This window comes from Streptomyces sp. PA03-1a, assembly GCF_033792805.1.
Lineage (GTDB): Bacteria > Actinomycetota > Actinomycetes > Streptomycetales > Streptomycetaceae > Actinacidiphila.
The window spans coordinates 40,394-65,383 of sequence record NZ_JARAVO010000007.1 but is presented as its reverse complement, the minus strand read 5'-3'; the positions used below and the strand labels follow the sequence as shown (position 1 = coordinate 65,383).

Annotated in this window: 17 protein-coding genes; 9 read left to right on the top strand and 8 right to left on the bottom strand. The window is 72.9% G+C overall.

Annotation, left to right across the window (positions count from 1 at the left end; translation table 11 throughout):
* Positions 1-6: 6 nt before the first annotated feature.
* Together PV341_RS02930 and PV341_RS02925 are read right to left on the bottom strand one after the other, a co-directional pair.
* On the bottom strand, positions 7-3,789 hold the full coding sequence (locus PV341_RS02930; RefSeq protein WP_500356594.1) for a S8 family serine peptidase: 3,783 nt from the start codon (positions 3,787-3,789) through the stop codon (positions 7-9).
* A gap of 201 nt (positions 3,790-3,990) precedes the next feature.
* Positions 3,991-5,115: an MFS transporter gene (locus PV341_RS02925; protein WP_500323720.1), complete on the bottom strand. Its 1,125-nt coding sequence runs from the start codon at positions 5,113-5,115 to the stop codon at positions 3,991-3,993.
* Positions 5,116-5,289: 174 nt separating this feature from the next.
* On the opposite strand from PV341_RS02925, the gene PV341_RS02920 reads away from it, so the two are divergent.
* Positions 5,290-7,836, top strand: a complete 2,547-nt coding sequence (locus PV341_RS02920) for an ADP-ribosylglycohydrolase family protein (protein ID WP_500356592.1) — start codon at positions 5,290-5,292, stop codon at positions 7,834-7,836.
* On the opposite strand, the gene PV341_RS02915 is transcribed toward PV341_RS02920, so the two are convergent.
* From PV341_RS02915 to PV341_RS02905, 3 genes are all read right to left on the bottom strand, one after another.
* Positions 7,802-8,269 (bottom strand): SAM-dependent methyltransferase, encoded by a 468-nt coding sequence (locus PV341_RS02915; RefSeq protein ID WP_500323685.1) that lies wholly within the window; start codon positions 8,267-8,269, stop codon positions 7,802-7,804. The genes PV341_RS02920 and PV341_RS02915 overlap by 35 nt on opposite strands.
* Before the next feature lie 131 nt (positions 8,270-8,400).
* Complete coding sequence (locus tag PV341_RS02910) at positions 8,401-10,566, bottom strand: OmpL47-type beta-barrel domain-containing protein (RefSeq protein ID WP_500356604.1); 2,166 nt, start codon at positions 10,564-10,566, stop codon at positions 8,401-8,403.
* A gap of 47 nt (positions 10,567-10,613) precedes the next feature.
* Positions 10,614-13,094 (bottom strand): ThuA domain-containing protein, encoded by a 2,481-nt coding sequence (locus PV341_RS02905; protein WP_500356590.1) that lies wholly within the window; start codon positions 13,092-13,094, stop codon positions 10,614-10,616.
* 201 nt (positions 13,095-13,295) lie between these two features.
* Here PV341_RS02905 and PV341_RS02900 point away from each other — a divergent pair, with 201 nt between their 5' ends.
* From PV341_RS02900 to PV341_RS02890, 3 genes are all read left to right on the top strand, one after another.
* Entirely contained in the window at positions 13,296-14,336 is a 1,041-nt protein-coding gene (locus tag PV341_RS02900; protein ID WP_500356602.1) for a multicopper oxidase domain-containing protein, read from the top strand.
* Between the two features lie 435 nt (positions 14,337-14,771).
* The gene (locus PV341_RS02895) at positions 14,772-15,620 is read left to right on the top strand and encodes a GNAT family N-acetyltransferase (protein ID WP_500356588.1); all 849 of its coding nucleotides are present in this window, start codon (positions 14,772-14,774) and stop codon (positions 15,618-15,620) included.
* A gap of 121 nt (positions 15,621-15,741) precedes the next feature.
* Entirely contained in the window at positions 15,742-16,551 is an 810-nt protein-coding gene (locus tag PV341_RS02890; RefSeq protein ID WP_500356586.1) for an SDR family NAD(P)-dependent oxidoreductase, read from the top strand.
* A 27-nt stretch (positions 16,552-16,578) separates the two neighbouring features.
* Here PV341_RS02890 and PV341_RS02885 read toward each other — a convergent pair whose 3' ends face one another.
* On the bottom strand, positions 16,579-17,055 hold the full coding sequence (locus PV341_RS02885; protein WP_500323681.1) for a MarR family winged helix-turn-helix transcriptional regulator: 477 nt from the start codon (positions 17,053-17,055) through the stop codon (positions 16,579-16,581).
* Between the two features lie 104 nt (positions 17,056-17,159).
* On the opposite strand from PV341_RS02885, the gene PV341_RS02880 reads away from it, so the two are divergent.
* The 4 genes from PV341_RS02880 to PV341_RS02865 all read left to right on the top strand — a co-directional run bounded on the left by PV341_RS02880 (position 17,160) and on the right by PV341_RS02865 (position 20,465).
* Positions 17,160-18,209 carry an LLM class flavin-dependent oxidoreductase gene (locus tag PV341_RS02880; RefSeq protein WP_500323680.1) on the top strand — a complete coding sequence of 350 codons (1,050 nt, stop codon included), beginning with the start codon at positions 17,160-17,162 and terminating at the stop codon, positions 18,207-18,209.
* Positions 18,202-19,233, top strand: a complete 1,032-nt coding sequence (locus tag PV341_RS02875; protein WP_500356584.1) for an LLM class flavin-dependent oxidoreductase — start codon at positions 18,202-18,204, stop codon at positions 19,231-19,233. Before PV341_RS02880 ends, PV341_RS02875 begins: the two co-directional genes overlap by 8 nt.
* 71 nt (positions 19,234-19,304) lie before the next feature.
* Positions 19,305-19,991, top strand: a complete 687-nt coding sequence (locus tag PV341_RS02870) for an NADPH-dependent F420 reductase (protein ID WP_500323678.1) — start codon at positions 19,305-19,307, stop codon at positions 19,989-19,991.
* A gap of 87 nt (positions 19,992-20,078) precedes the next feature.
* On the top strand, positions 20,079-20,465 hold the full coding sequence (locus tag PV341_RS02865) for a hypothetical protein (protein WP_500323677.1): 387 nt from the start codon (positions 20,079-20,081) through the stop codon (positions 20,463-20,465).
* A 119-nt stretch (positions 20,466-20,584) separates the two neighbouring features.
* Here the strand turns inward: PV341_RS02865 and PV341_RS02860 are convergent, their stop codons facing one another.
* Positions 20,585-21,163, bottom strand: coding sequence for a P-loop NTPase family protein (locus PV341_RS02860; RefSeq protein ID WP_500323676.1), 579 nt, complete (start codon positions 21,161-21,163; stop codon positions 20,585-20,587).
* A gap of 163 nt (positions 21,164-21,326) precedes the next feature.
* Here PV341_RS02860 and PV341_RS02855 point away from each other — a divergent pair, with 163 nt between their 5' ends.
* Positions 21,327-23,861 (top strand): alkaline phosphatase D family protein, encoded by a 2,535-nt coding sequence (locus PV341_RS02855; protein ID WP_500323675.1) that lies wholly within the window; start codon positions 21,327-21,329, stop codon positions 23,859-23,861.
* Between the two features lie 71 nt (positions 23,862-23,932).
* On the opposite strand, the gene PV341_RS02850 is transcribed toward PV341_RS02855, so the two are convergent.
* Positions 23,933-24,916: an aldo/keto reductase gene (locus PV341_RS02850; RefSeq protein WP_500323674.1), complete on the bottom strand. Its 984-nt coding sequence runs from the start codon at positions 24,914-24,916 to the stop codon at positions 23,933-23,935.
* Positions 24,917-24,990 lie beyond the last annotated feature (74 nt).

Sequence of the window (24,990 nt, the reverse complement as noted above, 5' to 3'; positions counted from 1 at the left end):
CGGGCGTCACTTCAGGCCGAAGGCCCGGATGACGGTCTGCGCGACCGATCCCCCGGCGCGTGCCGTGGCGCTGGTGCGCAGCGACACGAACGCGGCCGAGGAGGGGGCGTGCAGGGTGGCCCGCCAGGATCCCTGACGGACCTTCAGGTCCTGGCGGTGCCAGGACGCTCCGTCGTCGTAGGAGACCTCGAGCCGGACCGAGGACACCGCGTCCTTCGCGGACGTGCCGAGCACCGAGGGGGTGATCGAGACCTCCTGCGTGCGGCGTGCCCTGCCTGCGGCGTCGAGTTCCGTTCCGTAGTCGAGTTGGACCAGCGGCACGGTCCCGGACTGCGCCTTGCCCGAGACGAAGTCCCACTGCGTGTGGGTCTTCGACGAGTACGGGCTCAGCGCCGGATCACCCGCGGTGTCGACGACGAGGCGGTACGGCAGCGACTCGGCCGGCAGGTCGAAGGCGTTGACGTAGGCGCTGTCGGTCGTCAGCAGCGTGGTGCCGCCCTGGAGCAGTGAGGTGCGCGCGGTCATCGTCTCGGTTCCCGCGGAGCCCGTGTGCGGGGCTCCCGAGTCACTCCAGCCCGGGACGACCAGCGAGAGGGAGGTGTCGTCCCGCACCTGGGAGTCGCCGTCGGACATGCGCGGCCGCAGGACCGGGCCGAGCCACCGCTCCTGCTGGACGCTGCCCGGCCGGTAGGACGTGGGGCTGTTCGTCGCGCCCACCCAGCCGCTGACCGACGCGGTCTGCTGCCATGTGGCGTCCTCGCCCGCGGTCACCCAGTCGGTACGCCGTCCGGGTGCCATGGGCTCGAGTCCGAAGGAGTACCCCGCGGCCCACTCGTACGCCGGGTAGTCCGTCCTGCGCTCCAGGGCCTGCTTGCCTCGCGGCTGGGCGAAGTCGACGTCGACGCGCGCCAGCCGGTCCGGGTCGGCCCGGTAGGCCACGTCCGAGGGCACGGCGCCCGCGTGGTACTTGACCAGGTCGTACAGGTACGAGGGGGACGGGTGGGCCGCCACCCGGAGTCCGACCCGGTGCTCGCGCGCCGAGGCGATCCTCGCGATCAGTGCCTCACCCTCGTCCTTGGTCACCGACACCACGGGCACGTCCGAGTCGGTGGTGTAGTCCGGCGACCCGTACCAGGTGGCCAGCCGCCCCACTCCGTCGTTGACCACGAGCAGCGCTCTCGCGCCCGCCGCCTTCGCGGCCGACGCCTGCGCCGAGGGCGCGACCTCGGTGCTGTGGCGGACCACGGCGACCTTGCCGCGGGCTCGCGCCGTGGCGAACTCCTCGGCCGAACCGGCGCCCGCGAACACCGCGTCCGGCGTCGACGTGCCGTCGGGCAGGGCGGCGCTTCCCTCCTGGGCGAGCGCGTCGTCGATCCTGCCGCCGTCGTAGGACAGGTCGAGCGGCGTCTGCTGGGCCCGCAGGCGGGTGGCGAACACGAAGCTGCCGTGCCGTACCCTGGCGCCGGTCGGCTGGGCCCAGACGCTGTCGTAGCCCGGGCCGACGATCACGTTCTCCCTGACCGCGCCGTAGTCACCGGGGCTGGGTTCGGTGGAGGTGAAGGAGCGGAAGAAGTCCAGCCGGGTGTTCACCAGCGTGGTGGGCTTCGGTGTGACGGCCCGCACCTGATGCGCCTTGGAGGCGTCGAGGACGACCTGCCGGTCCGCGGTCAGGTCCACCTCGGGGGCGCTCAGCAGGGCGATGCCCCGGGAACTCGGGCCGTGGGTGCCCACGACGTCCGCGTACGACACCACCGTGTAGGTGTCGGCGGGCAGACGCAGGGTCAGCTCCCCGCTCGCCGGGATCTCGTAGGCGGTGGTGGACCTGCTGAGGGCGCCCTTGAGGTGGATCCAGCCGCTCATCGGCTCGCCCGAGCGGTCCTTCATGGTGATGCCGAGGTCGTACCGCTCCGGCTCGAGGCCGATGCCGGCGACCGTGTGGGCGACCGCCGCACCGGTGGCGTCGCGGGCGACGACCTGGGCGGTGTGGTCGCCCCGTGCGAGGCCGGAGGGGTCGGCGCCGACCTCCACCGCGGTGCTGCCGTGGGCCGGCACGGTGACCTGGTCGGCGGAGAGGGAGAACACGCCGTCGTCCGGGGCACCCGCCTCCACCGCGAGGCGCAACGTCACCGGCTCGTCACCGGAGTTGGTGTACGTGATCCCCTGCGTGACGGGGCCGGTGCCGCCGTTCGGCCACCGGAGGAAGCGGAAGACCGATCCGGTCGCCGTGACCCGGGCGCGGACCGCGGCCGCGACGTCGACGCGTCCCGAACCGCCCTGGTAGGCGGTCAGGTACGGCGTCGCCTTGCTGGTGCTCATCAGGGCGTCCTTCAACCGGCTGCCCGGCCAGTCGGGATGCCGCTGCGCCAGCAGGACCGCGGCGCCCGCGACGTGCGGGGAGGCCATCGAGGTCCCGCTCATCGTGGTGTAGGGGCCCTCTCCCCCGCTCGCGTACTGCGACCGGGCGGCCAGGACGTCCACGCCCGGGGCCGTCAGGTCGGGCTTGACGCCCTCGTCGCCGACGCGCGGTCCGACGCTGGAGAAGAACGCGAGGTCGTCGGAGGGGCCGACCGCGCCCACGGTCAGCGCGGCGTCGGCGGCGGCCGGGGAACCGATGGTGTACGGCGTGGACCCCCGGCCGCTGTTGCCGGCGGCGACGACGAACAGCGTGCCCGTCTCGGCGCTCAGAGCGTTGAGGCTCCGGCTCATCAGGTCGGTTCCGTCGCTCGGCTCGGCGCTGCCCAGGCTCATGTTGACGACCCTGGCGTGCTCCGTGCGCGCGGCCCACTCCATGCCGCCGATGACCCAGGACTCCTGTCCCTCGCCGCGGTTGCCGAGCACCTTGCCGACCACCAGGTCGGCGCCGGGGGCCACGCCCTTCTCCTTGCCGTCCGACGCCGCGCCGGTGCCGGCGACGGTGGAGGCGACGTGGGTCCCGTGGCCGCTGCCGTCCGGCACGTCCTGGTCGGGAACGAAACTGCGGGTGCTGACGATCCGGTCCCTCAGGTCCGGGTGCCCGGTGTCGGCGCCGGTGTCCAGCACCGCGACCTTGACGCCGGAGCCGGTGTCCCCCGACTCCCAGACCTGCGGCGCACCGATCTGGGCCGTGGTGTCGGCGAGCGTCGCCTTCGTCCTGCCGTCCAGCCAGATCTTGTCGATGCCGCCGGTGAACGACGGGGCCGCGGCGGCACGGCGGGACCCGGTCGCCTCCCGCCCGGAGGGGCCGGTGCCGCCCGCGGTGAGCGCGGCCCAGGCGTCGGCCGCTTCCGACCGGTCGGCCGCGAGGGCAGCGCCGCCGACGGAGGGCAGGTCGCGGCGGGTCTCCGCACCGGGCAGGGCGCTGCCGCCGCGGCGGAGGGCGGCGTGGTTCCCGCCGGTGACGATCAGGGGCAGCCGCGGGGCGTGCGCGTCGTCGTAGCCCTGCGCTATCAGCCCGGTGACGTTGAACAGGCGCTTGTCGAGGCGGTCCGCTGCCACGTACGCGAGCGCGTCGTCCGGGTAGACGTAGGTGTCGCCCGCCTCGGTGACGATGCGCACCGAACCGGCGGCCCCGGGACGGCGCTCGACGGTCAGCGAGTCCCGCCCGCCGCCGGTCCCCGGGGTGACGACGACCTTGTCCCCGGTGATGAGGGTCACGGTCTTCACCTGGCCCCCGGCGGGGGCCGGCGGCCCTTCCGGCGGTGCGGCGGACGCGGCCGCCCCCGCCGACGCGGGGCTCAGGAGAGTGACGAGTACGGCGGTGGCGGTGCCCAGAGCCGCCAAGCCCGTTCTTCGGGCCGTGGTGAACAGCACTGTTCCTCCTTGCGTTTTCCTGGGCGAATACGATCACATCCCTGAGATTTCGAACAGATCTTGACAGCCTCGAACAGCGAGGTAGCGCATGTCACTTGAGGCGCTGTGTCGTGGAGCGGGGCTCGGGGCGAAGCGCGGAGTCAGGTGCCGGTGCGGGGCAGGGTACCGGTGCCGCACATGCGCTGCGCGGCCTCCGTCACGTCACCGCGTACGCAGCGGCCGGCGCAGCAGGAAGACGCCGACGGCGGCTGACACCAGGATCACGTACAGCGCGAAGACCACGCCCGCGTCCCGCAGTCCGAGCGCCAGGCTGAGCGCGCCGACCCCGACCACCGGTACGGAGATGCCGACGTAGGCGGCGACGAAGAAGGCCGAGATCGTCGCGCCGCGGTGCTCGTCGGGGGCCACCGCGCTCACGCCGGTCAGGCCTGCGCGGAACGACATGCCCTGCCCGAGGCCGCCGACCAGGGCACCCACCACCAGTACCGGCAGGGACTCCACCACCAGCGAGGCCGCGACCACGGCCATGCCGGCCGTGAGCGCCAGGCATCCGGTCGGCAGTGCGCGCCGGACGCCCAGACGTCCCATCAGCATCTGCCCGGCGGTGGAAGCGCAGAACACGGAGAAGACGACGAGGCCGTCGACGGCCAGGTTGCGCTCCCCCAGCGTCATGGCGAGGAAGCTCGGCGCCACCGCCGTGAACAGGCCGAGCAGGGAGAAACCGGCGAACGCCGCCAGCCCGGCGGGGATGAACGCCGCCCGCGTCGGCGGAGGGACGACCATGCCCTGAGGGCGCAGCGGGGGACGCGGGCTGCGCACCGCCACCGTCTCGGGCAGGGCACGCGCGACGGCGTAGGCCGCCAGCAGCAGGACGATGTGCACCAGGAAGGGCAGCCGGAGGGGCCACGGCGCGTACTGCGCCAGGACCCCCGACAGCAGCGGCCCGCAGCCGAGGCCGCCCATGTTGGCGGCGGTGGCCGCGAGACCCGCGCGTGCGCGCCGGTCCGGGGGCGCCAGTTCGAGCACCGCGGCCGTCGCGGCCCCGCTGAGCAGACCGGCCGAGAACCCCGACAGCAGCCGCCCCGCGAACAGCAGCGGCAGGCCGCTCTCGAAGAGGAAGCACACCGCGCTCAGCAGCGACAGGCCCAGCGCTGCGAACAGCACCGGGCGCCGGCCGAGGACGTCGGAGAAGTCCCCGGCAACCAGCAACGCGGCGATCACCCCGATCGCGTAGACCGCGAAGACCACCGTGACGACCAGTTCGGAGAAGCCGATCTGTTCCCGGTAGAGCCCGTACAGCGGTGTCGGCAGCGTGGTGCCCGCCATGCCGACCGCGAACACGCCCGACGCCGCGACGTACGCGCTCCGCGCGCGGCGTTCCCCGGTGGCTTGCCTGATCACGCTTCCACGCTAGCTGACGACCCGTCGGATCGGACGCTCCTGCGCGCCCCACGGCGTCGCCTTGAGAACAGGCAGGCCGACGTGCCAGGCTGACCCGCCATGACCCGCGCCTCCAGCCCCCGCCTCGACGCCCGGGGCATCGACCGCGCGGCCGGGGTGCTGCTCGGTGCGGCCGTCGGTGACGCGCTGGGGGTGCCCTACGAGTTCAAGGCGACCCTGCGCGAGGACCAGCAGCCGGGCATGATCGGCGGCGGTCTCGGGCCGTACCGGCCCGGCGAGTACTCCGACGACACCCAGATGCAGGTGTGCGTCGCCCAGGTCGCGGCGACCGGGGCGGACCTGCGCAGCCCCGGGGCCCTGGACGCGATCGCCGCCGGCTTCCGGCACTGGGTGGACGGCGGGGCCAGTGACGTCGGCGCCCAGACCCGCTCCGTGCTGGGCGCCGCCGAAGCGCTGCCCGGAAGCCCGGCGGAGGCGCTGCGGGAGGCCGCCCGCCGGTACGCCGCCGGGCACCGGCTCACCGCGGGGAACGGCTCGCTGATGCGCACCGGGATCGTCGCCCTCGCACACCTCGGGGACGCCGCCGCGATGGCCGAGGCCGCCACCGCGGTCAGCTCCCTCACCCACCCGGACCCCGACTGCGCCGACGCCTGCGTCCTGTGGTGCTCCGGCATCCGCACCGCCGTGCTGCACGGCACCTTCGACGGTGTGCGGGCCGGGCTCGACCTCCTCCCGGCCGTACGGCGGGACACGTGGGCGAAGCGGCTGGACGAGGCGGAGGCCGCGCCGCCCGGGCACTTCGCCGACAACGGCTGGGTCGTCCGGGCGCTCCAGGCGGCCTGGTCGGCGATCACCCGTACGCCCGTACCCGAACTCGACCCCGGAAAGGGCCGTTTCCCCGCGGCGCACCTGCGGCAGGCGCTGGCGGCCGCGGTGCGGGCCGGCCACGACACCGACACCGTCGCGGCGATCGCCGGCGCCCTGCTCGGCGCGCGCTGGGGCTGCTCCGGCATCCCCCTGGACTGGCAGCGGGCCGTCCACGGCTGGCCCGGCCTGAGCGGGCCCGACCTGGTACGGCTCGCGGTCCTCACCGCCAGGGACGGGGCCGACGACGATGACGGCTGGCCCTCGGCACCGCGCGTGCCACTGCCTTCCCACTCCCCCGCCGGCCTCGCCGTCACCCACCCGCACGACCCCGGTGTGATGCTGGGCAACCTGGCCCTGGCCCAGGGCGCCGGGCCGGTCACGGCCGACGCGGTGGTGTCGCTGTGCCGTACGGGAACGGCGCCCGTGCTGCCCGGCGCCGACGTGGAGCACATACGGGTGTGGCTGCGGGACGGCACGGGAGACAACGCCAACCTCGCCTTCGTGCTGGACCAGGCCGCCCGGCAGGTGCTGCGGCTGCGGCGCGCGGGCAAGAAGGTCCTGCTCCACTCCTCGGCCGGGCAGAGCCGGACCGCCGCCGTCGCCGCCGTCTACAGCCATCTCGCCGGCGGGGCGCCGGGTGGGGCGCTCCCGGTGCCGGCCCACCCCGAACTGCGCCACGCCGTACGGGCACTGACCGCGGCACCCGCCCCGGCCACCGCGCACGGCACGCAAGCCCCCGCGGCGGCCGTGCCGGCGGCGCGCGACGCCTCCCCGGAGGAGGACGCCGCCGACGGCATCGACAGCACCGACCCCGAGGAGCAGCCGGAGCACGAGAGCGAACGACCGCCACTGCCGGGGTACGCACTGTCCCGCGTGCGCGGGCTGCTGCTCGGCCTGGCCCTGGGCGACACGCTGGGCTCCGCCCAGGGCACGCTGCCGGACCGCGGCCCGCTGAGGGCCGGTGCCGGCACCCAACTGGCCTGCTTCACCGTCGAAGGCATCATCCGCGCACGGACCGGTGCCCGGCACGGTGCCGGTCATCTCCCGTCAGCCGTGCAGCGCGCCCACGGCCGACGGGAAGCCCTCCAGGACGCAGGCGGCCACCAGCCCGGCGGCTGGCTCGCTCGCGTCCCCGCGCTGGCCGAACCGCGCGGCAAGGAGCCGGACTTCCTCGCCACCGACCTCCGCGCCGACCTCCGCGCCGTCCTCCCCGTCGCCGTCGCCGGCGCTACGCACGGCCCGGCCCAAGCGGCCGCCTGGGCAGGCGAGATCGCCGCCCACCCCGCGGCGGCCCACGCGACCGTGCTGCTCCACCACTGCCTGACCGGCACCACGGAAGCCCAGGAGCCCCTGTTCGCCGAGCAGTCGCAACTCCACCTCGCCCTGCGGGCCGGCCTGGACGCCCTCGGCGACACGGGCGAACCCGGCCGCCTCCACACGGCGTACCGGCAGGCCACCGACGACCCGGCCGACCCGCGACGGCTCGCCGCCCTCGCCCCGGACGCGACCGCTCCCTCAGCGCTGCGCGGCGCCCTCTACTGCGCCGCTTCCTTCCCCCACCGGCACCAGATCGGCGACGCACTCCACTTCGCCGCCGCCGCGCCTGACGGCGCGTCCGTCGCCTCCCTCACCGGCGCCCTCCTCGGCGCCGCCCACGGCGTACGGGCCCTGCCGGCCGGTCCGCTCAGCCGCCATGAACTCACCTGGGTCCTGGACACCCTCGCCCACGACCTCCTCGCGCCGTCTACGGCTGGAAGTACTCCGACATCAGGTCGCTGACCCATTCCGGCTGCTTGACGTCCACCGCGCGGAACTCCACCATCGCCGGCTTCAGGTCGATGACCGGGGTGCCGGAGACCGCGTCAAGGCCCAGCACCGTCAGTTCACGGCCGTGGACCGATTCGATGGAGCAGCACGTCACCCCGATGCGGTTCGGCCTGCGGGGGCCGCGGCCGGCGAAGACACCGACGGGCGGGAGGTCGGAGCGGCCGCGGTAGGGGCGGGGTTCGCGGTGGTCGTCGCTCTCGGGGAACCGGTCGAAGACGAAGAGGACCTCCACGTGGGAGAAGCCCTCCAGACCCTGCAGGCACGCCTCACCGAAGCGCTCGTCGATGGTGATCGTGCTCCGGACGGCACCCCAGTTGTCCGTGTGCTGGACGTCCGTCCGGTCGTTCCGGACCGTACCTATCGAAGTGACCTCGAAACGTGGCATGGCACGGTTCTATCGCTCGGGGCGATGCCGTGCCCAGATGAGGACCGGTCCCGGGACCGGGTGCCCGGATGACGCGGTGGGCCCTCCCCGCGGGTGCGGGGAGGGCCCGGGGAGCGGTCAGGGACGGCGGATCACAACTGCTTGATGCGGATGTCGCGGTAGGAGATCACGTCCGTCGTGCTGTGGACCTGGAGGCCGATGTAGCCGGTGGCGTAGCGCCGGCCGTCAGTGCCCGGGTCCCCGTCGCGCGGCGGGGTGAAGACCTGGCCGCCGACGTTGTCGAACTCGTTGATGACGACGCCGTTGCGCAGGACCGTGAAGTGCTGGCCCTCGGCGCGGATCTCGTAGTCGTTCCAGGTGCCCTTCGGGGTCACGCCGGCGCCGCCGAGGCCCACGCGGTCGAAGCCGTAGACGGAGCCGGTCTTGTACATGTCACCGTCGGGGCGGTCGAGGATCTGGATCTCGTGCCCGTAGTTGATGGCGACCCACTCGGGACGGGACTCCTCGGGGTGGTCGTGTACGTCCGGGAAGCGGATGAAGACACCGCCGTTGGCGTTGCCGGTGCCCGGGGCGTCGTCGCGGAACTGGAGCTTGAGCGAGAAGTCGCCGTACTTCCGCTCCGGGAACCACAGCATGCCCATGCCGGGGACGGTGGTGCTGCTGGTGATGGCGCCGTCGCCGGAGAGGGTGAAGCGGCCGCCACCGACCTGCTCCCACTTCGCCAGGGAGGCCTCGGTGCCGTCGAACAGGTCGCGGTAGCCCTGCGTCTGGCCGGGCTTGCCGATCTTCGACTGCTTGGCGGCCTTGGTGATCTTGTTGAACTCGCGCTGGTCGATGACGTTGTCGGCGAGCAGCCGGTCGAGCACGCCGTCGACGTGCTTGAGGAACAGGGCGTGCGAGGACCAGTCCTTCTCGTCCTCGATCAGCTCGTTGATGGTGCAGCGGCTGCGGGTGAGCCGGTTCGGCACGCCCGAGTCCACGGTGCCGACGATGACGGTCAGCCGCTCGTCGTACTCCGGGCAGTTGGGCGCCGGGACGCCGCCGCCCTGCGCGATGGTGAAGGTCACCTCGCGCGCCGTCGCGGTGTTGCCCGCCTTGTCCGTGGCGCGGTAGGCGAGCGTGTGGGAGCCGATCCGGTCGACGATGACGGGGGCGGAGTACACGAGGTACGGGCCGCCGTCGAGGGAGTACTCGATCCGGTCCACCCCGGAGCCCGCATCGGTGGCGGTGACGGTGACCTTGGCGCTGGTGATGTACGCGCCATTGGAATTCCTGGTGCCGGTCACGGTCGCCGAGGTCTCCGGCGCGGTGGTGTCCTGGGTGGGCGGCGCCACGACGGTGAACGCGACGGACTTCTCGGCCGACGCGTTGCCCGCCTTGTCGGCGGCGCGGTAGCGGACGGTGTGCGAGCCGACCTGGTGCACCATCACCGGCGCGGTGTAGGTCTGCCAGGCGCCGGTGGCGCCGACCGCGTACTCGATGGTGTTGACGCCCGACCCGGTGTCCGAGGCGGTGACGGTGACCGTGGCCATCGTCAGGTAGTTGCCGTCGGCGTCCTTCTCGCCGCTCACGGTGGCCGAGGTCTCCGGCGCGGTGGTGTCGTCGGTCGGCGGCGCGACCACGTCGAAGGCGACGGACTTCTCGGCGGCGACGTTGCCCGCCTGGTCGGTGGCGCGGTAGCGGACGGCGTGGGCGCCGACCTGGTCGACGACCAGCGGTGTGGTGTACGGCTGCCACGGGCCGTCCTGGCCGATCGCGTACTCCACCGTCTTCACACCGGATCCGTCGTCGGTCGCGCTGACGGTGACCGTGGCGGAGCCGACGTAGGCGCCGTCGGCGTTCTTCTGGCCCGTGACCTCGGCCGCGGTGGTGGGCGCGGTGGTGTCCTCGCCGCCGGGCTCGGTCACCGTGAGGATGCCCTGCATCTGGCCGTGGCCGGGGATGCTGCAGAAGAAGCGGTAGCGCCCGGGTGTGAGGGTGACGTCGACGGTGTGCCGGCCGCCGCTGTCGTCGCCCGGGTTGGCCAGGATGTTGACCGGGACGTCATGGTTGTACTCGGGGTCCGACACGTCGAAGGTGAGCGTGTGCGGCATGCCGATGTCGTTGCCGGTCGCCGCGCTGTTCTCGAAGACGAGCGTCGTCGGCCCGGCGACCGCCGTGGTCGGGAAGCTCGCGTACTGGTCGGTGCGTGAGCTCGCCGTCCAGGTGAGCACCTGGGCGGCGGCCGTGGTCCCGCCGGCCGCCGCACGGTCGTCGGTGCGCCCGTAGGCGACCGTCGAGGTGAGCCCCAGCACCATCAGCAGCGCGCCCAGCAGGGCCGCCAGGGGGCGTAGAGGTCGCTGTCTCACTGTGCCGCCTTCCTGACCAGGTCCTGCGCGGCGGGGGTCGCCGCGCCGCCCGTGTACGTCACGCGCCACAGCGCGGACTGGGAGTCGGAGGTGAAGAAGCCGCGCCCGTAGTCGAGGACGTAGAGCGAGCCGTCCGGGGCGAACTTCCAGTCCATGAGGTTGCGGATGCCGCCCTGGCCGACCGGGATGATCTTCTTCAGGGACTCGGCGGTGACGGGCAGCCCGCCCTTGCCGACGGTCTTGGGGTCGGTCAGCACCGCGTGACGCGGATTGTCCGCGTCGTAGAAGTCGCCGACGAACCACTTGCCGTCCCAGTACTGCGGCCACGCGCCGGCGCCCGCGGTCGTGGCGTCGTAGCGGTAGACCGGGCCGTCCATGGCGGCCTGGCCGCCGCCCTTGAGCCACGGCAGGAGGTAGGTGGCCTCCTCGTTCTTGTAGCTCGGGACCCCATTGGCGTCCCGGGGGAAGTCGGGGGCGCCGCCCTGCGGGGAGTACCAGATGGTGTTGCCGGTGACGGGCGGGAGGTTCACCAGTCCGTCGTTGTTCGGCGACTCGTTCTTGGGGGCGTCGCAGTCGTACCAGCCCAGCGGCTTGCCCGGGTCCGGCAGGTTGCGGTCCCTGTAGGGCTGCTTGTTGCCCATGCAGAACGGCCAGCCGTGGTTGCCGGCCTTGGTGATCGCGGCGAACGTGTCGTACTTCGCCGGTCCCCAGGTCGTGCTCGGTGCGCCCGCGTCGGGGCCGACCCAGCCCGCGTAGAGGACGTCGGTCTTCTTGTCGACGGAGATCCGCGCCGGGTTGCGCACGCCCATGACGTAGATCTCGCCGCGGGTCTTGCCGCCGCCCTCGTCCTGCTCCTTGCCGGTGAAGAGGTTGCCCTCGGGCAGGGTGTAGGTGCCGTCCGGCTCCGGGTGGATGCGCAGGATCTTGCCGTTGAGGTTGTTGGTGTTGCCCGCGGTGCGGCGGGCGTCGGCGAAGGACAGGCCCTTGAAGTTGGGCTGTGGGTTGTTGCCGGAGTAACCGTCGCTGAACCCGGACGAGTTGTTGTCACCGGTCGCGATGTACAGGTTGCCCTTGGAGTCCCAGGCCATCCCGCCGCCGGCGTGGCAGCAGCTGTGGACCTGGACGGGCCACTTGAGCAGGACCTTCTCGGAGGCGAGGTCCAGCTTGTCGGTGGCGAGGTCCAGCGTGAAGCGGGAGACGCGCCGCTCCGCGACGTGCTTGTCGCGGTCGAGACCGGAGTGCGGGGTGTAGTGGAGGTACACCCAGCCGTTGGTCTCGAAGGCGGGGTCGAGCTCGATGCCGAGCAGCCCCTCCTCGACCTTGGTGAGTTCGTCGCCGCCGCCCTTGTTGCCGAAGACGGTCAGGGCGCCCGCGAGGGTCACCTTCTTCGTCGCCGGGTCGTAGACGTGGACCTGGCCGAGACCCTTGCCCATGTCGGGGCTGTTCCAGTCGGTCACGACCGGCGCGCCGTTGGCACCGCCGCCGCGGCCGATGTACAGCACCCGTCCGTCGGGGGCGACGACCATGCCGTGCGGTTCGCCGATCTGGTCCTGCTGGCCGGGCTGGTTGGGCTGGGTGACCTTCACCGCGCTGTAGTTGGCGTCGATCGTCGCCTTGCAGTCGGCGCGTGAGAGCCGGGTGGTCCACTGCAGGGCGCCGCGCAGGTGGTCGCGGAAGTCGGTCTCGGCGAACGAATCCGCCGTACCGCCCATCCCGGTGTAGAAGGACCGGCCGCCGTCGTAGTCACGGCACCAGGAGACGGGGTGGTCGACGCCGTTGGCGCCGGTTCCCGGCTTGTAGCTGCTCTCCCTGACCTTGGCCACGGTGTGCACCTTGCCGGTCGGGTTGCTCGCCCAGTTGAGCCACTTGTCGGGCCGCTTCCACTCCAGCGGCAGGTCCTTCGTGGCCGGATTGGTCCGGTCGGGGATCTCGACGACGGCGCGCTGGACGGCGGCCGGGTTGGTGGCCGCGGGCCGGGCGCCGATCAGGCCGGCGAACCAGTCGGAGTACGGTTCGGTGCGCGCCGCGTCGTGGATGCCGAGGAAGCCGCCACCGGCCTCCATGTAGGCCTCCAGGCCGGCCTCCTGCTCGGGGTCGAGCACATCGCCGCCCCCGGTCAGGAAGACGACCGCGTTGAAGGTGCCCAGGCGCTTGGCGTTGGTGAAGACCGAGGCGTCGTCGGTCGCGACGGTCTTGTAGCGCTGGGCCGCGGGCCCGGTCAGGCCGATCGCCTCGATCGCCTCGATGCCCGCGTCGACGGTCGGGGACTCCTCGGTGGCCGAGGCGTGGAACACCAGGACCTTGACGTTCTTGCCGCCCGGTGGGGACGGCAGGGATAACGTTGTCGGCACCGGCTCCGGATACGGTCTGGCCGAGGCGGTGGTACCACCCAGCAGGGATGCCGCCAGGGTCCCGGTCACCAGGACCGCGGCCGCGCCTCGCCGGGATCTCGACCGGTGATGTGGTGCGCTCTGCATCGTTCACCCACCTTCGTAGGTCACAGCAACAGCGCCTGAAGCTAGACGGCTTTTGACGGTCCGCCAACAGCTATGGACGGAATCTCACCAACTTTGTCCTGGGTGTGGATAAACGGAGATCCCTGGTCTACCGTGTGGCCGTCCCCGGGGACCCTCGCGCCCCGACCGTCTCCTCACGGCACTGGAGAGACCGGTATGGCTTTGGACAGAAGGAGTTTCAACCGGCGGCTGCTGGCCGGTGGCGTGGTCGCCGCCACCGGGACGGCCTCGCTGGCGGTGGCCTCCGCCCCCTCGGCTTCCTCCGCGGAGCCCTCACCGCCCACCGCACCGGCCGGCGGCCAGGTGCGCCACCTCAAGCTCTACGCCGAGACGTTGCCGAACGGCCGGATGGGGTACGGCCTGGAGAAGGGCAAGGCCACCGTGCCCGGCCCGCTGATCGAGCTGGTCGAGGGCGACACCCTGCACATCGAGTTCGAGAACGCCTCGGACGTGGACGCCAGCCTCCACGTCCACGGCATGGACTACGACATCGCCAGCGACGGCACCCGGATGACCCGCAGCCACGTCGAGCCGGGCGGCACGCGGACGTACACCTGGCGCACCCACGCCCCGGGCCGGCGCAAGGACGGCACGTGGCGGCCGGGCAGCGCGGGCTACTGGCACTACCACGACCACGTCGTGGGCACCGACCACGGAACGGGCGGGATCCGCAAGGGCCTCTACGGGCCGGTCGTCGTGCGCAGGAAGGGCGACATCCTGCCGGACAAGCAGTTCACGATCGTCTTCAACGACATGACGATCAACAACAGGTCCGGCGCCGACACCCCGAACTTCGAGGCGACGGTGGGCGACCGCGTCGAGATCGTCATGATCACGCACGGCGAGTACTACCACACGTTCCACATGCACGGTCACCGCTGGGCCGACAACAGGACGGGCCTGCTGACCGGACCCGACGACCCCAGCCGGGTGATCGACAACAAGATCACCGGACCGGCGGACTCCTTCGGCTTCCAGATCATCGCGGGCGAACACGTCGGCGCCGGCGCGTGGATGTACCACTGCCACGTCCAGAGCCACTCCGACATGGGAATGGCCGGTCTGTTCCTCGTCGCCAAGCCCGACGGCACGATCCCGGGCTACGAACCGCACCACCCGGACCACCCCGCGGGCGCGGCGAACTCCGGGAGGAGCGGCGCGAAGACGTCCTCCGGCGGGGAACACGCGCACCACATGGGGTGACGCGCGTCCCTTCGGTGCCGACGCCGTTCCCGCGGGTTCAGGACAGACGTGCGAGGAGGGTGCGGCACGTCCGCGCTGCCGAAGGTGGCGAGCGCGTTGAGGGCGGCGGCGGTGCGCCACCGACCGTGGCGCGCCGTGACCGCGACAATCTCGGTGAGCGTGTCTACGGCCGCCGGGCCGCCCGGTCGGACGGGCGCGGACAGCAGGGCGTTCGTGCTCGTGTCCCCCGTTCCGCGGTGAGGTCGACGCCGCCGTCCCGTGCCGCCAGGAGGCGGGCAGGGCGCGCGGCGCTGTGCCGGAGGGCACTGACACGGGCGCCGTGACGGGAATCCCGTGCGTCGCTTTGTCGATATATGATCCGCGCGGCCCCTCCCCGCCAGGGGTCGTGTTCCGGCCCGCGGGCGACGTGCACCAGAGAAGAGAGCCAGGCCTCACATGAACGCAGTGGTCCCCCCGGCGGTCGCGGAGCGGTCCGAGGCCGAGGCGATGTACCGGTTCGAGACGGAGGCGCCCGGAGCCGTGCGGGCCGCGCTCGGGATGAACGCCGCGCGGATCGGTGGCGGTGTCGTGCTGTCGATGCGCAACGACCCCACCCACTACTGGAGCAAGGCCCTCGGCTTCGGCGTCACCACCCCGGTCACGGCGGAGGTCATCCACGAGGTGTGCGACTTCTACCGCTCGGAGGGGACCGCGCAGGCCGTCCTCCAGATCGCGCCCGCGTTCCTGCCCGAGGACTGGGACGACATCCGCGGCCGCGAGGGCATCACCGCGGGATCGTCCTGGGTGAAGCTCGTCTGCCCGGTCGAGGAGGCCGTGGCGCGCGCCGAAGCGCTGGGACGGCCCGCCGCCGGGATCCGGGTGGCCCCGCTGGAGCCGGAGCAGGCCCAGGAGTGGGGCGCGGTGGTGACCCGTGCGTTCGGCATGCCCGAGGAGCACTACGCGCAGATGACCGCCGCCTCGGCGAGCCGGACCGGGTGGCATCCGTTCGCGGCCCGGCTGGACGGGGAGATCGTCGGCACGGGCACGATGCACGTCAACGGCGACGCGGCCCAGATGTTCGCCGGTGCGGTGCTGCCGCACGCCCGCAAGCGCGGCGGACAGACCGCCCTGCTCGCCGCACGGGCCAGGAGGGCACGGGAGCTCGGCTGCGGTGTGCTGGTCGCCGAGACCGGCGCCGAGGCACCGGGCACCCACAACTCCTCGCTGCACAACATGCTCCGGCTCGGCTTCCAGGTGGCGTACGAGCGCCGCAACTGGGTCTGGCGGTCGTCGCCCGAGGCGTGAGGTTCCGTGGTCGGCCGTGATGCGTCCGCCGCCCGTGCGGCGGAACGCGGCCCGCGCCGCGACGATGGGTGGACCGGGTCCGCGCGACGGGACGGGTCCGGCCCTCCCCCGGAAGGTGCCCATGACCCGCGACCAGGCAGACCGCGCCCAAGCCGCACTCATCACCGGCGCGTCCTCGGGGATCGGGCGTTGCTACGCCGAGCAGCTGGCCCGGCGCGGCTATGCGCCGGTCCTCGTCGCCCGCCGCGCGGACCGGCTGGCCGCGCTCGCCGAGTCCGTCCGGCGGGAGACCGGTCTCGAGGCGACCGTGCTCGCCGCCGACCTGGCCGACCCGGGCGGCCTCGCCCGGGTGGAGCGGGCCGTCCTCGACCACGACGGCCTCGCCGTGGTCGTCAACGCGGCCGGCCTCGGGGCCCTCGGGCCGCTGCGCGAGGCCGCGCCCGCGGACCTGGACCGTCTCGTCGCGGTGAACGTGCTCGCGCTGACCCGGCTGTCCCGGGCGGCGCTGCTCTCCTTCGACCGGCACGGCTCGGGGACGTTGATCAACGTGTCGTCGATCGGCGCGTTCCACGCCCCGCCCGGCGGCACCGCCTACGCCGCGAGCAAGGCCTACGACCTGCACTTCTCCCGGGCCCTGCAACGCGAGGTCGAGGGCAGCGGCATCCGCGTGCAGGTCGTGCTGCCGGGTCCCGTGCGCACCGAGTTCTTCGAGGCCTCCGGCGTGGACTCCGCCCTGTTCCCGCAGGAGTCGTTCGTCGACGCCGACGACTTCGTCCGCGCCGCGCTCGTCGGCCTGGACATGGGTGAACTCGTCTGCATCCCCACCCTCCCCGACATGTCGGCCTGGGAGGACGAGGCCGCGCGGGGGCAGGGCCTGCGGAACGCCGCGGGCCTGCGCGGCGTCATCAGCGACCGTTACGCCCGGCCCTGACCGGGCCCCGACCGGCCCCCGGCGGCCTCAGGAAGGCCCGGAAGCGGTGTCCAGCCGGGCGCGCAGGGCCTGGGCGATCTCACCCGCGGCGGCCATCTGCTCCGCCGTGAGGGAGTCGACGAACATCTCCCGGACGGCGCCGAGGTGCGGCAGCGTGGCCCGCCGGAAGGCCTGGGCCCCGTCGTCGGTGAGGAGCACCTCGGCGCCCCGGTTGTCGGTGGTGCACTCCACGCGCCGGATCAGCCCGCGCCGCTCCATGCGTCCGAGGTGGTGGGAGAGGCGGCTGCGTTCCCAGCCGATCGCCGCCGCGAGCTCGGAGGAGCGCAGCCGGTGGCCCTCCGCCTCCCGTAGCGTGAGCAGGACGCCGTAGTCCCCGGGGGAGAGCCCCGAGTCGCCCTGCAGGCGCGACGCCAGGTGGGAGCGGAGCCGCTCCGTCGTCTCGATGAAGTCACGCCAGATCCCGAGTTCTTCCGTGGTGGGCAGAGGCCCGTGTCCGCGTCCCATGACCGCCCCTCTATTTGACACGTCAATCATATCGATGCATGCTTGACGCGTCAATCACTTGGCCACCGGACGTGGAACCGTTCCGGAGGCGGGAGGAGGGGACCATGACGCCCACTGCCTTCGAACTGGGTCTGAACTCGTTCGGAGAGATCGCGACGGACGACGGCCGCGTGCTCGGCGACGCCGAGACCGTCCGGCTGCTCGTCGAGGAGGCCGCGCTCGCCGACGCCGCGGGACTCGACGTCTTCAGCGTCGGCGAGCACTACCGGGCCGGGCACATGGACACCGCCACCCCCGTCCTGCTCTCCGCGATGGCCACCGCCACCGAGCGCATCAAGCTCGGCACCTCGGTGACCGTGCTCAGCACCAACGACCCCGTACGGCTCTACCACGCGTTCTCCACCCTGGACGCGGTGTCGGACGGCCGCGCCCAACTCGTCCTCGGCCGGGCCTCGGTCACCGAGTCCTTCGCCCTGTTCGGCCACGACATGGCCGACTACGACCGGCTCTTCGACGAGAAGCTCGAACTGTTCATGCGCCTGCAGCAGGAGGAGACGGTCACCTGGTCCGGCACCGTCCGGTCCCCGCTGACCGACCAGCACCTGCGCCCCCGCATGCGCAAGGGCGGCATCCCCACCTGGATCGGCGTGGGCGGCAGCCCCAACTCCACGATCCGTGCCGCCCGGTACGGCCTGCCGCTGATGCTGGCGATCATCGGTGGCCGCCCGCAGCGCTTCGCCGGCCACGTCGACCTCTACCAGCGGGCGCTCCAGCAGTACGGGCACCCCGCCCAGCCCATCGGACAGCACTCCCTGGGCCTGGTCGCCGACACCGACGAAGAGGCGGTCGAGACCTGGTGGCGGTACTGGGAGCCGGTCGTGGCCGCGATCTCGGAGGAGCGCGGCTTCTACAAGCCCAGCTACGAGCGCTACCGGGCGGAACTCGTCGACGGCGCGCTGTTCGTCGGCTCCCCCGAGACCGTCGCCCGCAAGATCGCCCGGGTCGCCCGCGACCTCCACCTGGACCGCTTCGACCTCAAGTACGACATCATGCACCTGCCCCGCCAGGCCCGCGCCCGCACCATCGAGCTCCTGGGCCGGGAAGTGGCCCCGATGGTGCGTGAACTGCTCACGAAGGAACCCTCTGATGTCTGACCTCGAATTCGGCCTCGACACGTTCGGCGACGTGCCGGTGGACGGCACCGGTGCCCCCGTCTCCCACGCCGCGGCGATCCGGCAGGTGCTCGACGAGGCCGTCCTGGCGGACCAGATCGGCGTCGACGTCATCGCGCTCGGCGAGCACCACCGCCCCGAGTACTCCGTGTCGACCCCCGAGACCGTGCTCGCCGGGATCGCCACGCGCACCGAGCGGATCAGGCTCGCCTCCGGCGTGACCGTGCTCAGCTCCGACGACCCCGTCCGGGTCTTCCAGCGCTTCGCGACCGTCGACGCCCTCTCGCGGGGGCGGGCCGAGGTGATCCTGGGCCGCGGCTCCTTCACCGAGTCCTTCCCGCTGTTCGGGTACGACCTCAGTGACTACGACGTGCTCTTCGAGGAGAAGATCGAGCTCTTCGCGAAGCTCCTCGACGAGAAGCCGGTGACCTGGAGCGGCACCACGCGGGCGCCGCTGAAGGACGCCGACGTCTTCCCCAAGACCGAGTCCGGCCGGCTGAAGACCTGGGTGGGCGTGGGCGGCTCGCCCCAGTCCGTCGTCCGCACCGCGCGCTACGGCCTCCCGCTCATGCTCGCCATCATCGGCGGCTCCCCCACGCGCTTCGCGCCCTACATCGACCTGTACCGGCGCGCCGCCGACCAGTTCGGGACGACCGCCCACCCGGTGGGGATGCACTCCCCCGGTTTCGTCGCGGACACCGACGAGGAGGCCCGGGAGGGGTTCTGGCCGGGCTACAAGGTGATGCGCGACCGCATCGGCAAGCTGCGCGGCTGGCCCCCCGTCCGTCGCGAGGAGTACGACGCGGAGATCGAGCACGGCTCCCTCTACATCGGGTCGCCCGAGACGGTCGCCCGCAAGATCGCCCAGGCCGTCGGCGACCTCGGCGTCGGCCGGTTCGACCTGATCTACACCGTGGGCCCCCAGCCGGTCGCCGCCCGCATGCGTGCCGTCGAGCTCTTCGGCACGAAGGTGATCCCCATGGTCCGCGACATCCTCGCGGACTGACGCCGACACCGACACCGACACCGACGCCGACGCGGACGCCGGAACGGAACCCAAGGAACGGAGACCACACGATGAACACCGAGGGCGTGCGCACGATCGGCATCCTGGGCGCGGGCAAGGTCGGGACCGTACTGGCCCGGCTGGCCCTGGCCGCGGGCCACCGCGTGCTGATCGCGGGCTCGGGCGACCCCGCCGCCATCGCGCTCACGGTGGAGGTCCTCACCCCGGGCGCGGTCGCGGTCACCGCCGCGGAGGCCGCGGCCCGGGCCGACCTCGCGGTCCTCGCCCTCCCCCTGGGCAAGTACCGCACCGTCCCGGCCGAGGCGCTGCGCGGCAAGCTCGTGATCGACGCGATGAACTACTGGTGGGAGGTCGACGGCATACGCGACGACCTCACCGATCCGCGTACGTCGTCGAGCGAGACCGTCCAGGCGTTCCTGCCGGATTCGCGGGTGGTGAAGGCGTTCAACCACATGGGCTACCACGACCTGGAGGACGGGGCCCGGCCCGCCGGGACGCCCGGCCGCAAGGCGATCGCCATCGCCGGCGACGACCCCGACGACCTCGCCGAGGTCGCCGGCCTGGTGGACGCGCTCGGCTTTGAGCCCGTCGTGGCCGGCCCGCTCGCCGAGGGCGTCCGCCTGGAACCGGGCACCGAGCCCTTCGGCGCCAACGTCGACAGCGGCGAACTGCGGGCCATGCTCGGCCGCTTCCCGGAGACCGACCGCGGGCGCAGCGTCGCGGCGGCGCGCGCGTAGGCGGCCGGGACCGCAGGGCCCGGGCGGAAGGCGACGGCCTCCCGCCCGGGCGCTGCGTTGTCGGACCCCCGTGACACGATCCGCCGTATGGATCTCGACACCGTGTTCGCCGAACTGGACCGCGTCGCCTGGGCGGAGCTGCACCATGCCTACGGTCCCGCCGGTGATGTCCCCGCCCTGCTGCGGGCGTTGACCTCCCCGGAGCAGGAGACGGCGGAGGAGGCCGAGCAGGAGCTGTGGGGCGGTGCCGCGCTCTCGGCCAGCGTGTACGGGTCGTTCACCGCCGACGCCGAGGGGGCCGGGCTCTGGGTGCTCCGTCCACTCGGGCTCGCCCCCGACGGCGTCTTGGCGCCCTCGCCCTGCTTCCCCTCACTCGTGCACCCCGCCAGCAGCAGCGCCCCTGCCGCCGCCAGCAGCACCGGTCTGCGTAAGCCCACTCCCACCCACCCCTTCGCACTCTTCGCACCGTCTTGACGACCGGCGACCGCCGCTTGCCGCGCGCACATGCCATGGTGCGCCAACTGGCGTGCTCAGGCTATGAGTTGGCCTGCTGAGACGAACCGTGACCCCATGACCACGGCTCGGTGACAGTCCTACGGCCGCGTGACGACGGAGTCCCGCAGCGGCCCGTCCTCCCAGCGGGCCGCCTCGATGTGGCTCCGGATGCGCACCACGGTCAACTCCGGCCGTTCGTGCAGCAGTTGGGACACCCGCGCCGCCGTCTTGCCGTGGGTGGTCCACGCCCAGCGGACGATGTGCTCGGGGTCGGTGAGGATCGTCCACAGGGGCGGCTCGACGTTGCCGTTCCACAGCCGCTGCCGGCGAAGGCGACGCACCAGGGTGCGCCGGATCACCTGGCGCATGACGCGGCGCCGGGGAAGGTCCAGCCAGAGCAGCACGTCGGCGCGGGCGGCGAGGTGGGCGCGCACCGAGCCGTACTGCCACTCGGTCACCCAGCCGGGCCCGGCGCTGAAGTGGTGGACGTCGGCCTCGAACGAGGGGCGCCTGGTCCAGCCGGGGCCGTGGAAGAGCGCGTCGATCTCCACGTGCGGCACATGCAGCGCGGCGGCGACACGGGCGGCGAGCGTCGTCTTGCCCGCGCCGGACGTGCCGGCGACGAGCACCCGCCGCGGTCGGTGGGGCAGTGGGTCAGCCGGTCCCAGGAGTGGCACGCCGCCACGGTAGCAACGCCGCCGCCGGCCACCGCGCCGGGGCACCCCGCCCGTCGAACGACGCCGACGGCCCGACACCGCCCGCGCCCGACATGTACTGGACACCGTCCCTTCCCCGCAGCGACACCCGCCCGGCCGTACGGCTGCTGCACGATCTTGGGACGTGACCACCACCCCTGCACTGCGCACCCTCGACCGACGCCGTTTCCTCGCCCTCGCCGGGGGCACCTTCGGGGTCCTGGCCGCGGGCCAGTTGACCCAGGCGCTCTCCGCGCGCGCCGCGGAACTGGACCCCGCGCCCTTCTCCCTCGGCGTCGCCTCCGGCGACCCGGACCACCACAGCGTCGTGCTGTGGACCCGCCTGGTGCCCGACCCGCTCGACGCGGAGACCGGCGGCATGCCCGCGACGCCCGTCGAGGTGCGGTGGGAGGTCGCGAAGGACGAGTCCTTCCGGAAGGTCGTCGCGAGCGGCGCGGTGACGGCGCTGCCCGAGTCCGCGCACACCGTGCACGTCGTCGTCGACGACCTGGCCCCCGACCGCTGGTACTGGTACCGCTTCCAGTACGGCGAGGTCCGCAGCCGCACCGGCCGCACGCGGACCATGCCGTCGCCCGGGGCGAAGGCCGAGCGGCTGCGGTTCGCGTTCGTGTCGTGCCAGTCGTGGACGGGCGGTGCCTACCCCGCCTACCGGGACCTGGCGGAGCAGGACCTCGACTTCGTCCTCCACCTCGGCGACTACATCTACGAGACGACCGACGGCGGCCTCACCGAGTTCCGCCGGCTGCACGCCCTGTACAAGACCTCGCCCGAACTGCGGGCGGCCCACGCCCGGTTCCCGTTCTTCGTCACCTGGGACGACCACGAGGTCCAGAACAACTACGCGGCCGACGTGCCGGGTGGCGCCGGTGACGGCCGTCCCTTCCTGGAGCGCCGGGCCAACGGCTACCAGGCGTACTACGAGCACCTGCCACTGCGGCCCGAGCAGCGGCCCACCGGCCCGGACGCGCTGATGTACCGTCAGGTGCGGTTCGGGAAGCTCGCCGAGTTCAGCGTCCTCGACACCCGCCAGTACCGCACCGACCAGGCGTACGGGGACGGCCGCAAGGAACCGGGCCCCGAGGTCTGGAACCCGGAGCGCACGATGACCGGCCCGGAGCAGGAGAAGTGGCTGCTCGGCAACCTGGACCGCTCCAAGGCCCGGTGGAACGTCATCGCCCAGCAGACCATCATGGCCGCCTTCGACTACGACCTCGGCCCGGGGAAGATCGTCAACCTCGACCAGTGGGACGGGTACGCGGGTGCCCGCGCCCGTATCCTCGACTTCCTCGCCGACCGTGACGTCGCCAACCCGGTGGTGCTCAGCGGCGACTGGCACACCCACTGGGTCAACGACCTCAAGACCGACTTCGACGACCCGCACGCGCCGGTCGTCGCCACCGAGTTCGTCGGCACGTCGATCTCCTCCGGCGCCGGCTGGGACGCCGACGTCCGGGCGGGTCTCGTCGCCAACCCGCACGTGAAGTTCTACAACGGCACCTACCGCGGCTACGTGATGTGCGACGTGACCCGCGACCGGTGGCGCGCCGACCTGCGCATCGTCCTCAAGGGCGACGACGCGGCCTCCCCGGCCTTCACCATCGCCGCCTTCGAAGTGTGCGACGGGCGCCCCGGGGCCCGGCGGATCGACGCCGGCGACGGACTGGTCGGCCGGATCACCGACAAGGTCACCGGCAAGCCGCTCGCCAACGTCCAGGTGACGGTCACGGCGGCGGACGGCACCCGGTTCGCGGCCGTCACCACCGACACCACCGGCGAGTACCTGGCCTTCGCGCCGCCCGGACAGTACGCGGTCGCCGTGGGCGGCGTCGGCTACGAACCGGCGACCGCCACGGCCACCGTGCGCGCGGGCGCGCAGACCCGGGGCGACGTGGCCCTGACGCGTGCCGCCGTACGGGCCGGCACCGGCCGTGCGGTGCCCGGGCCGCAGTCGCAGGCGGCGGCCACGGACGTCACGCTGTCCAACGGCATGCTGTCGCTGGCCGTCTCCGCGGGCTCCCAGGACCCCCAGCTGTCCGGGGTCACCCTGGGCAAGCCGCTGGACCTTGCGGCCGTGGGTCACCTCGACCAGCTGGACTGGATGAACCTGCCGTACGCCTCGGCGGCCCGGCCGCGCGGGAGCAGCGCCTGGCAGCAGCTGACCGTGCGGTCCACCGCCCTGGAGGTGCTCGCCGCGGGCGGCCCGGTCGCCTCCGCGCGCGCCACCGGGGCGAGCACCCAGGTCCCCGACGTCGAGGTGGTCACGACGTTCACGATCGGCGACGGCGAGCCCTGGGTGACCGCTGAGAGCGTCTTCACCAACCGGGGAACGCAGTCCCGCACCTTCTGGCTGGGCGACGTGCTGGACCACGACGGCGCCGGCCAGCGCAGCGGCGTCGCGGGGCACGGCACCGTGACCGCCTCCGCCCCGGCCGACTTCGAGCCGACGGCGCCGTGGGTGGGCATGACCGGTTCCGACGGTCAGACGTACGGGCTGCTCTACGACGAGCCTGGCTTCACCGTGTACGCCTGCGGGATATGGGCGATGACCCAGCGTCAGGTGACGATCGAACCGGGCGCCGCGTTCACCCTGCGGCGGCGGATCGCCGCCGTCGACAACGGCGGCGCGGCCGACCCGTTCGCGGTGCTCGCCGGGCTCTGATCCGGGCACGGAGCCGCCGCGGCGGCGGTCCCCCGGTCGCGGGGACCGCCGCCGCGGCGCTCGGTCGGTCGTCAGCGGTTGGTGGACTCCAGCGCCCGCGCGGTGTAGCGCGCGCCGCTCACCTCCCGGGCCGGGACGGCGGCTCCGAGCGCGGCGCGTTCGTCCCGCGACAGGACGAGGTCGGCCGCCGCGGCGTTCTCCTCGAGGTACTTCCGCCGCTTCGTACCGGGGATGGCGACGGCCCCCTGCGCGTTGACCCAGGCGAGCGCGACCTGGCCCGGTGTCGCACCGCGCGCCTCGGCGATCTCGCGTACGCGCTCGACCAGGGCGAGGTTCGCGGCGATGTTCTCCGGCGAGAAGCGGGGCAGTCCGCGCCGCGCGTCGTCCGGCGCCAGGTCGTCGACGCTGCGGATGGCCCCGCTGAGGAAGCCGCGGCCCATGGGCGAGGAGGCGACCAGGCCGATGCCCAGTTCGTCCATCGTCGCCTTGCGGCCGTTGTCCAGCAGGTCCTGGGTGAACAGCGACATCTCCGACTGGACCGCGGTGAGGGGGTGGACGGCATGGGCCCGGCGGATGGTCTCCGAGGAGACCTCGGAGAGCCCGATGTAGCGGACCTTGCCGGCGGTGACCAGTTCGCCCATCGCGCCGATGGTGTCCTCGACGGGCGTCCCCGGATCGACCCGGTGCATGAAGTAGAGGTCGATCACGTCCGTGCCCAGGTGGCGCAGCGAACGCTCCACGGCCCGGCGGACGTGCTCCGGACGGCCGTCGAGGGGACCGGGCGTACCGTCGTCGGCGAAGTCGAGGCCGAACTTCGTCGACAGGATGACCTCGTCCCGGCGGTGTCCGAGGGCGCGGGCGATCAGCCTCTCGTTCTCGAAGGGGCCGTAGGACTCGGCCGTGTCGATGAACGTGACGCCCAGGTCGACCGCGCGGTTGAGGGTGATCACGGACTCCCGCTCGTCCCCCGCACCGTAGTCCACGCTCATCCCCATCGCACCCAGGCCCTGCACCGGCACGCGCAGTCCCTGACCGCCGAGGTCCACCGTCCGCATCGCCATTCCCTCCCGCAGTGGTGTCGATCCGCCCCGGTGCGCCGGCGCGCACGGCGGTCGTCAGCTACCTGCAT

Bases quoted from the DNA above. Each gene is read 5' to 3' on its own strand.
- PV341_RS02925 (WP_500323720.1), bottom strand. From the start codon at position 5,115: ATGGCGGGCACCACGCTGCCGACACCGCTGTACGGGCTCTACCGGGAA.
- PV341_RS02920 (WP_500356592.1), top strand. From the start codon at position 5,290: ATGACCCGCGCCTCCAGCCCCCGCCTCGACGCCCGGGGCATCGACCGC.
- PV341_RS02915 (WP_500323685.1), bottom strand. From the start codon at position 8,269: ATGCCACGTTTCGAGGTCACTTCGATAGGTACGGTCCGGAACGACCGG.
- PV341_RS02910 (WP_500356604.1), bottom strand. From the start codon at position 10,566: ATGGTGCTGGGGCTCACCTCGACGGTCGCCTACGGGCGCACCGACGAC.
- PV341_RS02905 (WP_500356590.1), bottom strand. From the start codon at position 13,094: ATGCAGAGCGCACCACATCACCGGTCGAGATCCCGGCGAGGCGCGGCC.
- PV341_RS02895 (WP_500356588.1), top strand. From the start codon at position 14,772: ATGAACGCAGTGGTCCCCCCGGCGGTCGCGGAGCGGTCCGAGGCCGAG.
- PV341_RS02890 (WP_500356586.1), top strand. From the start codon at position 15,742: ATGACCCGCGACCAGGCAGACCGCGCCCAAGCCGCACTCATCACCGGC.
- PV341_RS02885 (WP_500323681.1), bottom strand. From the start codon at position 17,055: ATGGGACGCGGACACGGGCCTCTGCCCACCACGGAAGAACTCGGGATC.
- PV341_RS02880 (WP_500323680.1), top strand. From the start codon at position 17,160: ATGACGCCCACTGCCTTCGAACTGGGTCTGAACTCGTTCGGAGAGATC.
- PV341_RS02875 (WP_500356584.1), top strand. From the start codon at position 18,202: ATGTCTGACCTCGAATTCGGCCTCGACACGTTCGGCGACGTGCCGGTG.
- PV341_RS02870 (WP_500323678.1), top strand. From the start codon at position 19,305: ATGAACACCGAGGGCGTGCGCACGATCGGCATCCTGGGCGCGGGCAAG.
- PV341_RS02865 (WP_500323677.1), top strand. From the start codon at position 20,079: ATGGATCTCGACACCGTGTTCGCCGAACTGGACCGCGTCGCCTGGGCG.
- PV341_RS02850 (WP_500323674.1), bottom strand. From the start codon at position 24,916: ATGCGGACGGTGGACCTCGGCGGTCAGGGACTGCGCGTGCCGGTGCAG.